Here is a 13,840-nt window from a genome sequence, read left to right on the forward strand (position 1 = left end):
CAGGAGACTACTATGCCTGAAGCAACGCCTTTTCAGGTGATGATTGTGGATGATCATCCACTTATGCGACGCGGTGTTCGTCAGTTACTGGAGCTTGATCCTGGCTTTGAAGTGGTCGCCGAAGCGGGCGACGGCGCGAGCGCGATCGATCTGGCGAATAGACTGGATATCGACGTGATCTTGCTGGATCTCAATATGAAAGGTATGAGTGGCCTGGATACCCTCAATGCCTTGCGCAGGGATGGCGTTACCGCGCAAATTATTATCCTGACCGTATCCGATGCCTCCAGCGATGTCTTTGCGCTGATAGACGCAGGCGCAGACGGTTATCTGTTGAAAGACAGCGACCCGGAAGTATTGCTGGAAGCGATTCGTGCCGGAGCGAAAGGCAGCAAAGTCTTTAGCGAACGCGTCAATCAGTACTTACGTGAACGTGAAATGTTTGGCGCGGAAGAAGATCCCTTCAGCGTGCTGACGGAGCGCGAGCTGGATGTTCTGCACGAGCTGGCACAGGGGCTGTCAAATAAACAGATTGCCTCGGTATTGAATATTTCCGAGCAGACAGTAAAAGTACATATTCGCAATCTGCTGCGTAAACTCAATGTCCGCTCACGCGTGGCGGCCACCATTCTGTTCCTGCAACAACGCGGGGCACAATAAAAATAGCCCGATGGCATCACCATCGGGCCTCTTTTTATTTACTCTCCTGCAGCGACAAATGTTGCATCGCCTGCGCGATACTACGTTCAATCACCGCACGGCGAGTATCGTTGGCAGGTAAGAGTTTCAACATCATCTCCCACGCGGCAACGGCTTCGCCAAATCGCTGCTGCTCAAAGGCATTAAACGCATACATGCTTAGCACACGGATATTGCTATGGTCCGTTCTCACCAACTGGCGCAGCAGTTCGCCGCCGAGGCGGTTGTCGTTGGGATCAGATGAACGTGTCAACGCTTCAGCATAACCCAGTGCGGCATCACTGTTTTTCGGATCGAGGCGATACGCAGTAGCGTATGCATCGGTGGCGATACTGGCGTTACCCAGCGCCATGCCAACGCGGCCCAACATAATCCAGCCTTCTATATCTCCCGGATTTTTTTGCAGTTGAGTACGCATCCCCAGCGCAAGACGCGACATCTCTTCTTCGTTGAGCGGATCGGCTTTCGGATCCAGCGCCCTGTCCAGCAACGCCGGAGCCTGTGCCGTGGCCTGCTGCCAGATTTTCACCTGCTGATAATTGCCAGTCTGGTAGTAGCTGACGCCAGCCACAATTAACGCCACCACAATACCCGGCAGATAAACAATATATCCGGCACGCTTACCTTCCTGCACGCTTTGTTCAGGAAACGCTTCCGGCACTACGCGTACCCGACGCCGCGAGCGGGCGTATATGACCCAACCGCCAATGCCAATAGCCACTACCGGAAGCACCCACAGCAGCACGGTCAGCGGCGTTAACGGCGGATCGTAAGTGACGAAGTTGCCGTAACGCGCCACCATATAATCGACAATCTCTTTTTTACTTTTACCTTCCTGCATCAGTTCATACACTTTCTGACGCAGGTCGGTGGCAATCATCGAGTTGGAATCGGCAATGCTGTTGTTCTGGCATTTCGGGCAGCGCAGTTCTTCAGTGAGCTGACGGAACTGTTGTTCCTGTGCTTCATCTTTAAACTGCAACACGTCGATGGTCGCCAGTGCTGAGCCGGAGATCATCAGCATCAGCACGCCCAATAAAAACCTCATTGTGCGGCCTCCTTACTGTATTTCTCCCACAGCGGCTTGATCTCTTCTTCCCAGACGCGAGGATTGAGATCGCCCGCATGGCGATAGCGAATGATACCGTTGCCGTCAATAAGGAAGGTTTCTGGCGCGCCATAGACACCGAGATCCAGCCCTAACATGCCGTCGCCATCAAACAGGCTTAGCGCGTAAGGATTGCCCAGCTCTTTCAGCCAGCTGATTGCCTTCTGGCGATCGTCTTTATAGTTCATGCCGACCACGCGAATGCCCTGCGCTGAAAGCTGATTCAGATATTGATGTTCCGCACGGCAGGTCGGACACCAGGTCGCCCAGACGTTAAGCAGCACTGGTTTGCCCTGAGTCAGCACATCCGCCTGATAAAACTGCCCCGGATTGTCCAGTGATTCGAGACGAAACTTCGGCACAGGCTTGCCAATGAGCGCCGATTCCAGATTGGTCGGATCATCCCCTTCGGCATTACGCGCCAGCTGCCACAGCAGCGCCGCGGCAATCGCCAGGAAGATAATCAACGGAATTAACAATACTTTGCGCTTCATACGGCCTCCGGCGCAGTTTTTTGCGGACTCACGCGCTTACGATAGCGAGGATCAAACAGACACAGCAGTCCGCCCAACGCCATCATCAGCCCGCCCGCCCAAATCCAGCGAACAAATGGTTTGTAGTAAAGACGCACGGCCCACGCGCCGTTTTCCAGCTCTTCACCGAGCGCGGCGTACAGGTCACGCGTGATGCCGCCGTCAATTGCCGCTTCGGTCATCATCGACCCGGCAGTGTTGTAATAACGTTTTTCCGCATACAGCACCGTTTCCGGCTTGCCATCGCGCGTTACGCCGATAGTCGCCACACCGCCACGCCAGTTCGGGCCAGTCACCTCTTTGACATCACGGAAGGTGAAGCGATATTCATGAATATCGACGCTATCGCCGGACTTCATGCGCACATCACGCTCAACGCTATAGTTCTGGCTAAAGGCAATACCAACAATTGTCACTGCCAGCCCCAGGTGAGCCGCCACCATTCCCCAATAACTGAAGGTGGTTTTCGTGCCACGTGAAATACGCAGCGCAGCTTCCGCAATTGCCAGCACAGCAATCCAGCAGGCCATTGCCAGGCCGAGCACCGTCATCGCCACAACTTTGCTTTCGAACAGCCACGGCAGCAGCAGCGACAGCACCAGCGTTGAGATGAAGGCGATAATCAATAAATTGCGGATTTTACGTGGGCGATCGCGCCCCCAGCGCACCAGAGGACCGACACCAAGCAGCAGCGCAAACGGCACCATCAGCCAGGTAAACATGGTGTTGAAGAACGGTTCGCCAATCGAAATACTGCCCAGTCCCAGTTGCTTGTGCACCAGCGGCAGCAGCGTCCCCAGTAATACCACCAGCATCGCGGCGACCAGCAAAACGTTGTTCGCTAACAGCAGAGATTCCCGCGACCACAGCGCATTGTTTACGCGTGAGCGAACTTTGTGTCCACGCGCGGCAAACAGCAGCAGCGAACCACCAATCACCAGTACCATAAAGGCGAGGATAAACATACCGCGTGCCGGATCAGAGGCAAACGCGTGTACCGATACCAGCACGCCGGAACGCACCAGGAAAGTCCCCAGCAGACACAACGAGAAGGCACTGATTGCCAGCAGTAATGTCCACGCTTTGAAGCTGGCGCGTTGTTCAGTGACCGCCAGTGAGTGCATCAGCGCAGTCCCCACCAGCCACGGCATAAACGAGGCGTTTTCTACCGGATCCCAGAACCACCAGCCGCCCCAGCCGAGTTCGTAATAGGCCCATGCGGAACCGAGCACAATGCCGAGCGTCAAGAAGATCCACGCCGCCAGCGTCCACGGACGAGTAAAACGCGCATAAGTGCTGTCCAGACGCCCGCACAACAAAGAAGCAATGGCAAAAGCAAACGCCACCGAGAAACCCACGTACCCCATATAAAGCAGAGGCGGATGGAAGATCAGCCCCGGATCCTGTAACAGCGGGTTAAGATCGCGCCCTTCAATCGGGAAGTTCGGCAGCGTGCGTGAGAATGGGTTAGAGGTAAAGAGAATGAACAGCAAAAAGCCGACGCTGACCATCCCCATTATCGCCAGTACGCGGGCCACAATATCCAGCGGAATACGCTGACTAAAAATCGCCACCGCAAAGGTCCAGCCGCTCATCAGCAGCACCCACAGCAGTAGCGAGCCTTCATGCGCGCCCCAGGTAGCCGCCACGCGATACCACACCGGAAGCTGGGTATTGGAGTTGCTGGCAACATAGGTGACGGTAAAGTCGTTGACCACGAAAGCATTGACCAGCACCAGAAATGCGCCAGCCACAGACATAAACAGCAGCCAGGCAAACAAGCGGGAAGACGCCATCATGCGCGCATCTCCGCGCGCCACGCCCCATAGCGGATACACGGACAGCAGCAGCGCAATCCCTAACGCCAGGCACAGCAGCCCGTTTCCAATTTCCGGCATCATGATGCTGGGTCCTTATAAACACTCGCCGGGCGACGGTGGTTAGCTTCCATCGCTTTCTCAACTTCTGGCGGCGTGTAGTTTTCGTCGTGTTTCGCCAGCACTTCTTTCGCGAGGATATGATTGCCTTTTTCCAGCTCGCCCTGCACCACAACGCCCTGCCCTTCACGGAACAGATCCGGCAAAATGCCTTCGTAAGAGACATCTACTGAACCTTCAGCGTCGTAAATGGTGAAAGTTACTTTTAGCGAATTGGGATCGCGCTGCACGCTACCCGGCATCACCATCCCGCCGACGCGCAGACGCTGCCCGACTTCCGGCATTTGCTGAGTTTCACGCTTGCCGTAGAGAATTTCCCCCGGCGTATAAAAGAGATCGATATTCGAGCGCAGCGCATATAGCACCAGACCGATAGTCAGCGCCAGCCCTGCCAACACGGCACAGGCAATCCACAAGCGGTTTTTACGGCGAATATTCATGCAGCCTCCTGCTGTTGCGCAGCACGTAAACGCGCCTCACGCGCCCGCTGTTGCGCCACACCACGCAGAATTGCGCGATGCTGCATCACCGAGTGCACGACCAAAACCACCAGCGGAATAACGGTCATCACCACCGCCAGCCAGACAAAAAAGGCGTAACCGCCCATTGCGAAAAATTCATTCCAGGAAGCAAATGCAGGGGTCATTTACGGCCTCTTTTCAGTATCAGTTCACTCACCCACGGACGGCGTTTTTCCATCAGCAAAATCAAATTACGCATCCGCATCAGCGTCAGCGTGGCAGACAGCAGCAGGAAGCCAAAAATCGACCAGCGCAGCGGCGAACGCATCGCCGGATCGATACTTTGCTGCATCCGCGTTGATCCCTGATGCAGGGTGTTCCACCACTCCACGGAGTAATGAATAATCGGCAGATTCACCACGCCAATCAGCACCAGGATACCTGCCGCACGGCCCGCCAGACGGCGGTCGTCGAAGGCGTGCCACAGGGCAATCACACCCACATACAAAAACAGCAGCACCAGTTCAGAAGTCAGACGTGCATCCCATACCCACCAGGTGCCCCACATCGGTTTTCCCCATGCAGAGCCGGTAACCAGGGCAATAAAGGTAAACACGGCACCAATGGGGGCCATCGCCGCCACCGCCAGGTTGGCCATTTTCATCTGCCAGACAAGGCCAATAAAAGCCGCCACCGCCATTGATGCATAAATGCCCATCGACCAGATCGCCGCAGGCACATGCAGGTAGATAATGCGGTAGCTATTTCCCTGCTGATAATCAGCCGGAGCAAAGCCGAATCCCCAGATCCAGCCGACGGTAAGCACGACCACACTGGCAATTGCCAGCCACGGTATAAACCAGCCACAGATTTGATACAGCCGTGGAGGGATCGCCAGTTGATGCAGTGTTTTCCACATAGTTTCGATACCAGACTCGAACAAAAATCAGTAATCCAGCGTTATTGAATGCTGATTCGTAACGCTGCCGCCGTCGCAAAAGGACTTAATGTCGCGGTGCCTGCCAGCAACGCGCCTAAAATTGCCAGATACCCGTCAACGGGCAAATGCATGGAAGCCGCGTCCATCGCGGCGGTGGCAAAGATGAGTAATGGGATAGTCAGCGGTAACACCAGTATGCTGAGCAGCACACCACCGCGCTTAAGTCCCACTGTCAACGCCACACCCGGTGCACCGAGAAAGCCAAGCGTAGGCGTTCCCAGCAGAAGCGTCAGCGCCATCACTTGCCAGCCATAAACATCCATTCCCAGTAGCATTGCTACCAGTGGCGAAAGGATGAGTAACGGCAGACCGGTTACCATCCAGTGCGCCATCACCTTCGCCAGCACAACGGCGGGCAAGGGTAACGGCAACAACATCAATTGTTCAAGACTGCCGTCCTGCAAATCGTCACGGAACAGTCGTTCCAGCGCCAGCAAGGATGAAAGCAGCGCAGCAACCCAGATAATGCCCGGTGCAATACGCGCCAGCAGTTGCGGCTCCGGACCGATACTGAGCGGAAAAAGGGTAATTACAATCAGGAAGAACCACAGCGGGTTGGCGATTTCGGCGCTATGGCGAAACGCTACACGCAGCTCAAGACGGAAAATGCGCCAGAACATCATGCGGCCCTCGTTTGCGTCAGTGAAATGCGGCGAATTTTACTTTCAGCAACGTTGAGCGGCTGGTGGGTAGTCAGAATCACAATCCCCCCCTGCTCCGTATGCTGCGCCATACGCTGGGTCAGACGATCGACGCCGTTAACGTCAATCGCGGTAAAAGGCTCGTCGAGGATCCATAACGTGGCACGGGTCAGCCACAGACGCGCTAAAGCGACGCGGCGTTGTTGCCCGGCCGAGAGCTGATTTACAGGAATATCTTCGAATCCGGCAAGCCCGGCCTGCGCCAGGGCTTCCAGACATTGTGCGGTATCGCCATCGCGATGATAAAAGTGCAGATTTTCTAACGCCGTCAGCCGGGTTTTGATCCCCGGCTGATGGCCTATCCATAACAGGTTTTGATGGTAGCTGTCGCGTACCTGATGCAAGGGCTGCCCTTGCCAGAGAACCTCGCCTGCGTCAGGGCGAGACAACCCCGTCAGCAAACGGAGAAGCGTTGTCTTCCCCGCGCCGTTGCTACCGGTGATTTGTACCCACTCTCCTGCGTTCAGCGTAAATGACAAGCCACTAAATAAGGTTCGTTCATCCCGCTCACAAAGTAACTCTCTGGCTTCAAGCATACCCACGCAATAACCCTGTTAAAAACCTGGCTCGACTTCACGCATATCGGGCAGCTTGTGCGCTATCCCTTTATGGCAATCAATACAGGTTTGCCCATCTTTCACCGCCTGGTCATGCATCTTCGCGGCAACCGATTTCTGGGCGGTTGTATCCATATACTCGAAGTTGTGACAGTTACGGCACTCCTGCGAGTTATTGTCCTTCATGCGCCGCCACTCATTCTGTGCCATCGTCAGACGATGAGCTTCAAATTTCTGCGGCGTGTCAATAACGCCAAAAATTTTACCATACAGCTCTTTACTTGCTTTGAGCTTGCGTATCATCTTCGGCACAAACTCGTGCGGAACGTGACAATCCGGACAGGTCGCACGGACGCCGCTACGGTTGTTGTAGTGCACGGAATCCATGTATTCCTGATACACCGTGTTGCGCATTTCGTGGCAGCTAATGCAGAACTCTTCGGTATTGGCTTTTTCCATCCCGGTGTTAAAGCCACCCCAGAAGACGATGCCGCCAACAAAACCGATCAACAGCAGCGTCCCCAGCGCCAGACGGCTGGGGGTACGCCACCATTTCCACAGGCGCTTAATCAGACCAGGCTTACGGTCAGAATTTCCCATAATAACCTCTTATTTCCCGTAACCTTTTGATGGGGTAAAGGTATTCCCCACGATTGGCGCGGTATCGGCCTGCGGTACGTGACATTGCAGACAGAAATAACGACGCGGAGCCACTTCCGCGCCCACTTTGCCGTCGCTGTCCATAAAGTGAGTAGGACTGATACGCGGCGCGCCAGTGGTGCGATAACTTTCGACACCGTGGCACTGCAAGCAGCGGTTGGTATTGGTCGTTACCTGATAACCTTCAACGCTATGCGGGATCATTGGCGGCTGATTCACATAGTTCAGCGGCATCCGTTCCTGCTCTTTTGGCATCCGAATGGCCCCTTCCTGTGTCCCGGATACTTCCGGCGACTGGCTAAAATCGACGCCATTAGCCGCCCAAACCGCGCCGCTTACCACCAGGGCCAGCATCGCCGTCCATTGACACAGCGCTTTCTTCAGGTCATGGCTTTTCATGATTTCGCTCCCGAACTCCATCGTGTAGTTATTGTAAATACATCCTCAGAACAGACATCCACGCAGCGACCGCACGTCATGCAATCGCGGCTGGTGACCTGCACCGGGCTTTGTTCATCCAGCACCGGGGCACGTAGCACATGCGGTTCCGGGCAAACATGAAAACAATCCATACAGCGGTTACATTTCTGCCGATCGGTGGCCGCAACGGTAATCACACCTTTGCTACCCAGCACGCCATACAGCGCGCCAACCGGACAAATGTGCCCGCACCAGCCGTGTTCAACGACCAGTAGATCAAATAAAAACAGCGCGAGAATAAGCAGCGCGCCGCTGCCGAAGCCCATTACCAGGCTGCGCCCCATCAGAGAAACGGGGTTGATCCATTCCCAAATGAGCGTGCCAGTTAAGGCTGATCCCACCAGAATGACCACCAACAGCACGTAGCGAATGTGGCGAGGGATCGTCGCAGACTGATTGAGGTCAAAGCGCCTGCGTAACCAGTTCGCTAAGTCGGTAATCGGGTTCAGCGGGCAGACCCAGCTGCAAAATAATCGCTTTCCCGCCAGGGCGTAGAGCACGGTGATAATCACCGCACCGGTCAACGCCACCGTGGCAGGCAGATGACCACTGGCAAGACTTTGCAGCGTCATCAGCGGATCGGTCAGCGGAACGGTGTCGAATAACAGGCTACTGCTGTAGTTACCGTGTAAGATCCACACACCAAACCACGGACCGCTCAAAAACATCCCCAGCACGAAGAACTGACAAAGGCGACGTAACACCAGCCAACGGTGACTGCGCCACCAGCCTTTTTTCTCCAGCGCCTCGCGCCCGGCGTCACGTTTACGATTTGCCATTGTTCCCCTCCAGCCAGCCGAAGCGGTAATGGTGACCTAACTCCCCTTTCGCCAGTGACAGCGGTAACACCTTGATTGCCGGTTGTTCCAGCACGCATACTTTTTCGCACTTACCGCAACCGGTACAGGCGTCGCTGTGAACCGTCGGCAGAAAGCGGGCGTGCTTACCGGTACGCGTGTTGCGCTCCAGCTCCAGGGTGATGGCCTCATCAATTTTCGGGCATTCGCGATAACAAACATCGCAGCGCAGCCCCTGAAAGTTGAGACAGTTTTCCTGGTCCACCAGTACCGCCAGCCCCATCCGCGCGTCGTCGATCGATTCAATCTCACGATCCAGCGCACCGCTTGGGCACACTTTGGCGCACGGAATGTCCTCACACATTTCGCAAGGAATATCCCGTGCGACAAAATATGGCGTGCCCGCCGACAGGCCAGAAGCCAGCGTCGCCAGTTTTAAGGTGTCGTAAGGGCAAGCCTGAACACACTGACCGCAACGCACACAGGCACTGGCAAAGGCGTTCTCGTTTATGGCTCCGGGCGGGCGCAACCGCACGCCAGATGCGCGTGCGGTTTGCTGTTGTAACCCCAGCGCCACACCCACGGCAGCCAGCCCGCCTGCTGTGCGAACGACATCGCGCAGAAAGCGGCGGCGACCATTTTGAGGTTTCGCTGACCGGGACATAATGGCTTACACCTTCTCCAGTTTGACTGCGCACTTCTTGAAGTCCGTCTCTTTCGAGAGCGGATCGGTCGCATCCAGCGTCAGTTTGTTAACCAGCTGTGCGGCGTCGAAGAACGGCATGTACACCAGGCCCTGTGGCGGACGGTTACGACCGCGCGTTTCGACAATCGAGATCACTTCGCCACGGCGAGAAACCACTTTCACTTTGTCGCCACGACGCAGATCGCGCGCTTTCGCATCCAGCGGGTGAATAAACAGGACCGCTTCCGGGAAGGCGCGGTGCAGTTCTGGTACACGGCGAGTCATACTGCCGGTGTGCCAGTGCTCCAGAACGCGTCCGGTAGAGAGCCACAGGTCGTACTCTTCATCCGGTGCTTCCGCCGCCGGTTCGAACGGCAGCGCGAAGATCACCGCTTTGCCATCCGGTTTACCGTAGAACTTGTAGCCTTCGCCCGCTTTCACGTACGGGTCGTTACCTTCGCTGTAACGCCACTGCGTTTCTTTACCGTTCACCACCGGCCAGCGCAGACCGCGCGCTTTGTGGTAGTCATCGAACGGTGCCAGATCGTGACCGTGACCGCGACCAAACCATGCGTACTCTTCGAACAGCCCTTTTTGCAGATAGAAGCCCAGCTCGCGGGATTCATCGTTCAGCTGATCTTCCGCCAGTTCGGATACAGGGTATTTGCTCACTTCGGGGGTGGCATACAGAACTTCGTACAGCGTTTTGCCACGCAGTTCCGGTTTCTTCGCCAGCAGCTCTTCCGGCCATACTTCTTCAGTTTTGAAGCGGCGGGAGAACTGGACTAACTGCCAGAGATCCGATTTCGCTTCGCCTGGCGCCTGTACCTGCTGACGCCAGAACTGAGTACGGCGTTCGGCGTTACCGTAAGCGCCCTCTTTCTCTACCCACATTGCGGTCGGCAGGATCAAGTCGGCGGCCAGCGCACTGACTGTCGGATACGGATCGGAGACGATGATGAAGTTGCGCGGATCGCGCCAGCCCGGCATACGCTCTTCATTGATGTTCGGCCCGGCCTGCATGTTGTTGGTACACATGGTCCAGTAAACATTCAGCTTGCCGTCTTTCAGCGCACGGTCTTGTGCTACCGCATGCAGACCGATTTTCGCCGGAATGGTGCCGCTCGGGATATTCCACTTCTTCTCGCAGATATCACGATGTTTCTCGTTAGTTACCACCATGTCCGCAGGCAGACGGTGAGCAAAGGTGCCCACTTCACGCGCAGTACCACACGCGGAAGGCTGCCCGGTCAGGGAGAACGGACCGCAACCCGGCTGGGAAATTTTGCCGGTCAGCAGGTGCAGGTTGTAGACCAGGTTGTTGGCCCACACGCCACGAGTATGCTGGTTGAAGCCCATCGTCCAGTAGGAGATGACTTTCTTGTTCGGATCGGCATACAGCTGCGCCAGTTGTTCTAACTGGTCTTTCGGCACGCCGGTCATTTCGGCAGTTTTTTCCAGCGTATACTCAGCAACGAAGGCTTTGTAATCTTCAAAGCTCATCGGTTCGGAGGCGTCAGAACCCGGATTCTTCGCTGCTTTTTCCAGCGGATGGGTCGGACGTAAACCGTAGCCGATGTCCGTCGCCCCTTTGCGCAGGTTAACGTGCTTGCTGAAGAAGTCCTGATTTATCGCATTGTTTTGAATGATATAGTTGGCGATGTAGTTCAGGATCACCAGGTCAGATTGCGGCGTAAAGATGATGCCGTTATCCGCCAGCTCGAAGCTACGATGCTGGTAGGTAGAAAGCACCGCCACGGTGACGTTCTGGTTAGAGAGACGACGGTTAGTGATGCGTGACCAGAGGATCGGGTGCATCTCCGCCATGTTAGCGCCCCACAGCACAAACGCGTCAGCCTGCTCGATGTCGTCATAGCAGCCCATCGGCTCATCCATACCAAAGGTACGCATAAAGCCAACTACTGCCGACGCCATACAGTGACGTGCGTTCGGGTCGATGTTGTTCGAACGGAAGCCCGCTTTGAACAGCTTGGACGCGGCATAACCTTCCCAGATAGTCCACTGACCAGAACCGAACATACCGATCGATTCCGGTCCTTTTTCTTTCAGGGCGGTTTTGAATTTCTCTTCCATCACATCGAAGGCCTGATCCCAGGTGATTGGGGTAAATTCGCCTTCTTTGTCATATTTACCGTTTTTCATACGCAGCAGCGGCTGCGTCAAACGGTCTTTACCGTACATGATCTTGGGCAGGAAATAGCCCTTAATGCAGTTCAGGCCACGGTTAACCGGTGCGTCCGGGTCGCCCTGACAGGCCACCACACGCCCCTGCTGCGTTCCGACCAGAACGCCGCAACCAGTACCGCAGAAACGGCACGGCGCTTTATCCCATTTAATGGCTTCCTGCTGACCAACAACGGCGCGGGCAACGCCCGGCACGCTGAGACCGGCAGCCGCCGCAGCGGCCGCAACGGCGTTAGCTTTCATAAAGCTACGACGACTGAGTTTCATGGTGTTTCCTCACCTTGCTCTTCCTGCTGGTGATAAACCAGCGACACCGCCAGCACGCCCTCTACGTTGCGTACTGACTCAATGGTTTGGATCAGCGTTTCGCTGTCTTCTGCTTCCACCACCACAATCAACTGACCGCTCGGCGCGTCGCTGACAGCAACTTCACAGCCGGGAAAGGCGTTCAGTTGGGTGCTGATGTCTGAAATTCGTTCGCTTTTGGCCTGCACGACCAGGCTGCAAACTTGCCAGTTAGTGTGCATGGAGATACTCCGCAGTTATGGCTGATACCGGACAGCTGGCTGCACATGCTCCACATCCGTTGCAAAGTTGGCTATTAAGTTGCGGCTGGTAGATTCCGGAGAGCGTCGGGCGAAAGATAATTGCCATTGGCTCACAGCTATCCTGACAGCGGCGGCATTCAACTGACTGATACGCCAGGCACGCGTCCCCAATGGTGAACTGCAAATCCCAGGCCCTGGTGTGGCGCGGAGAAAATAGCGATTCGGGGCAAGCCTGCGCGCAGGCGTAACAGAAGCTGCACTCGTTATTTTTGAAATTAACGCTCGGATAGCCGCCCGCGCCGCGTTGCAGAATGTTGTTTTCACAAGCATTAATACAGGCGTCGCAACGGGTGCAATGGGTCAGAAAATGAGATTCATCACCGGACCAGGGTGGACGGATACCGTTACTGGCTTTGCGCCAGCGACCAGTGAGTATGCCCCGACGGGATGCATCAATCTTCACATTGACCTTCCATCATTAACGCGCTCTGAAAATTGAGAGCGACCAAATAAACCGCATAATTAATAAGCCATTTTTATAGCCGCTAAGATATTAAAGGATGTGTCAAAGATGCATACCCCGATCGGGGTAAAACCTGTAGCAGGATCAAAAGAGTGGCGGGAAGCGTGGCAAAAACGGGCTTTTGCTCACATTTCAAATGGTTATAAACATATTTATATAGCGATTAATTCACCAGAGATATTTCTGCTGGTTTGCTCCCTCATCAGAATTTAACACTAAAAGAGCAGGTAAAATTGTCTGAATGTTCTTTAAGTTATTCATAAAGCAAATTAATAAATCTGATGAATATGTTAACCTTCAGCGACATCATCGGTGAAAACCTATAAATGAAGAAGGAAAGCAAAAAAATGAAGACCATTCTACCTGCAGTATTGTTTGCCGCTTTCGCTACCACTTCCGCCTGGGCGGCAGAAAGCGTCCAGCCACTGGAAAAAATCGCGCCTTATCCACAAGCTGAAAAAGGGATGAAGCGTCAGGTGATTCAGTTAACCCCGCAAGAAGATGAATCTACCCTGAAAGTAGAACTGTTAATCGGTCAGACGCTGGAAGTCGATTGCAATTTGCATCGTCTCGGCGGGAAGCTGGAAAGCAAAACGCTGGAAGGCTGGGGCTATGATTATTATGTCTTTGATAAAGTTAGCTCGCCGGTTTCCACGATGATGGCCTGCCCGGATGGCAAGAAAGAGAAGAAATTTGTCACCGCGTATCTGGGCGATGCTGGAATGCTGCGTTACAACAGCAAGCTGCCGATCGTGGTGTATACGCCAGACAATGTAGATGTGAAGTACCGCGTCTGGAAGGCGGAAGAGAAAATTGACAACGCGGTAGTTCGCTAAAATGCTGTGAAGTGCGGCACCCCGTAGGCCGAATAAGGCGGTCACGCCGCATCCGACATCTAACGCCCGAGCCGGTGCCTGATGCGACGCTGGCGCGTCTTATCAGCATA

General features: G+C 54.9%; 18 protein-coding genes. 3 read left to right on the plus strand and 15 right to left on the minus strand.

Annotation, left to right across the window (positions count from 1 at the left end):
* The first annotated feature begins 12 nt into the window (after positions 1–12).
* Positions 13–660: a nitrate/nitrite response regulator protein NarP gene (gene narP, locus ACJHXA_RS04475; protein WP_001113637.1), complete on the plus strand. Its 648-nt coding sequence runs from the start codon at positions 13–15 to the stop codon at positions 658–660.
* A gap of 34 nt (positions 661–694) precedes the next feature.
* On the opposite strand, the gene ccmH is transcribed toward narP, so the two are convergent.
* The 15 genes from ccmH to napF are packed head-to-tail and all read right to left on the minus strand — an operon-like array spanning position 695 to position 12,834.
* Positions 695–1,747, minus strand: coding sequence for a cytochrome c-type biogenesis thiol:disulfide oxidoreductase CcmH (gene ccmH, locus ACJHXA_RS04480; RefSeq protein ID WP_001211588.1), 1,053 nt, complete (start codon positions 1,745–1,747; stop codon positions 695–697).
* The gene (gene dsbE / locus ACJHXA_RS04485; RefSeq protein WP_000824439.1) at positions 1,744–2,301 is read right to left on the minus strand and encodes a thiol:disulfide interchange protein DsbE; all 558 of its coding nucleotides are present in this window, start codon (positions 2,299–2,301) and stop codon (positions 1,744–1,746) included. Before dsbE ends, ccmH begins: the two co-directional genes overlap by 4 nt.
* Positions 2,298–4,241 (minus strand): cytochrome c-type biogenesis heme lyase CcmF, encoded by a 1,944-nt coding sequence (gene ccmF, locus ACJHXA_RS04490; RefSeq protein ID WP_000982426.1) that lies wholly within the window; start codon positions 4,239–4,241, stop codon positions 2,298–2,300. Before ccmF ends, dsbE begins: the two co-directional genes overlap by 4 nt.
* On the minus strand, positions 4,238–4,717 hold the full coding sequence (ccmE, locus tag ACJHXA_RS04495) for a cytochrome c maturation protein CcmE (protein WP_001026418.1): 480 nt from the start codon (positions 4,715–4,717) through the stop codon (positions 4,238–4,240). The genes ccmF and ccmE overlap by 4 nt, the downstream gene beginning before the upstream one ends.
* The gene (gene ccmD / locus ACJHXA_RS04500; RefSeq protein WP_000186540.1) at positions 4,714–4,923 is read right to left on the minus strand and encodes a heme exporter protein CcmD; all 210 of its coding nucleotides are present in this window, start codon (positions 4,921–4,923) and stop codon (positions 4,714–4,716) included. The genes ccmE and ccmD overlap by 4 nt, the downstream gene beginning before the upstream one ends.
* Positions 4,920–5,657, minus strand: a complete 738-nt coding sequence (gene ccmC, locus ACJHXA_RS04505) for a heme exporter protein CcmC (protein WP_001295447.1) — start codon at positions 5,655–5,657, stop codon at positions 4,920–4,922. Before ccmC ends, ccmD begins: the two co-directional genes overlap by 4 nt.
* Positions 5,658–5,698: 41 nt before the next feature.
* Positions 5,699–6,361, minus strand: coding sequence for a heme exporter protein CcmB (gene ccmB, locus ACJHXA_RS04510; RefSeq protein WP_000971730.1), 663 nt, complete (start codon positions 6,359–6,361; stop codon positions 5,699–5,701).
* Positions 6,358–6,981 carry a cytochrome c biogenesis heme-transporting ATPase CcmA gene (gene ccmA / locus ACJHXA_RS04515; RefSeq protein ID WP_000525587.1) on the minus strand — a complete coding sequence of 208 codons (624 nt, stop codon included), beginning with the start codon at positions 6,979–6,981 and terminating at the stop codon, positions 6,358–6,360. Before ccmA ends, ccmB begins: the two co-directional genes overlap by 4 nt.
* A gap of 12 nt (positions 6,982–6,993) precedes the next feature.
* Positions 6,994–7,596: a cytochrome c-type protein NapC gene (gene napC / locus ACJHXA_RS04520; protein ID WP_000528376.1), complete on the minus strand. Its 603-nt coding sequence runs from the start codon at positions 7,594–7,596 to the stop codon at positions 6,994–6,996.
* A 9-nt stretch (positions 7,597–7,605) separates the two neighbouring features.
* Entirely contained in the window at positions 7,606–8,055 is a 450-nt protein-coding gene (napB, locus tag ACJHXA_RS04525; protein WP_000835177.1) for a nitrate reductase cytochrome c-type subunit, read from the minus strand.
* A complete protein-coding gene (gene napH, locus ACJHXA_RS04530) occupies positions 8,052–8,915 on the minus strand; it encodes a quinol dehydrogenase ferredoxin subunit NapH (RefSeq protein WP_000013515.1) in 864 nt (287 codons plus the stop codon). Before napH ends, napB begins: the two co-directional genes overlap by 4 nt.
* The gene (gene napG / locus ACJHXA_RS04535; RefSeq protein ID WP_000091291.1) at positions 8,902–9,597 is read right to left on the minus strand and encodes a ferredoxin-type protein NapG; all 696 of its coding nucleotides are present in this window, start codon (positions 9,595–9,597) and stop codon (positions 8,902–8,904) included. Before napG ends, napH begins: the two co-directional genes overlap by 14 nt.
* 6 nt (positions 9,598–9,603) lie before the next feature.
* Positions 9,604–12,090 carry a nitrate reductase catalytic subunit NapA gene (gene napA / locus ACJHXA_RS04540; RefSeq protein WP_000778069.1) on the minus strand — a complete coding sequence of 829 codons (2,487 nt, stop codon included), beginning with the start codon at positions 12,088–12,090 and terminating at the stop codon, positions 9,604–9,606.
* A complete protein-coding gene (gene napD, locus ACJHXA_RS04545) occupies positions 12,087–12,350 on the minus strand; it encodes a chaperone NapD (protein ID WP_000557378.1) in 264 nt (87 codons plus the stop codon). The genes napA and napD overlap by 4 nt, the downstream gene beginning before the upstream one ends.
* Positions 12,340–12,834 (minus strand): ferredoxin-type protein NapF, encoded by a 495-nt coding sequence (gene napF / locus ACJHXA_RS04550; RefSeq protein ID WP_000686723.1) that lies wholly within the window; start codon positions 12,832–12,834, stop codon positions 12,340–12,342. Before napF ends, napD begins: the two co-directional genes overlap by 11 nt.
* Positions 12,835–12,942: 108 nt before the next feature.
* Between napF and yojO the strand changes: the two genes are divergently transcribed.
* Positions 12,943–13,107 carry a protein YojO gene (gene yojO, locus ACJHXA_RS04555; protein ID WP_001296837.1) on the plus strand — a complete coding sequence of 55 codons (165 nt, stop codon included), beginning with the start codon at positions 12,943–12,945 and terminating at the stop codon, positions 13,105–13,107.
* Positions 13,108–13,220: 113 nt separating this feature from the next.
* Positions 13,221–13,730, plus strand: a complete 510-nt coding sequence (gene eco / locus ACJHXA_RS04560; RefSeq protein WP_000712252.1) for a serine protease inhibitor ecotin — start codon at positions 13,221–13,223, stop codon at positions 13,728–13,730.
* Positions 13,731–13,840: the final 110 nt, after the last annotated feature.

The sequence above is a fragment of the Escherichia sp. WS33 genome (genome assembly GCF_046486385.1).
Classification (GTDB): domain Bacteria; phylum Pseudomonadota; class Gammaproteobacteria; order Enterobacterales; family Enterobacteriaceae; genus ECMA0423.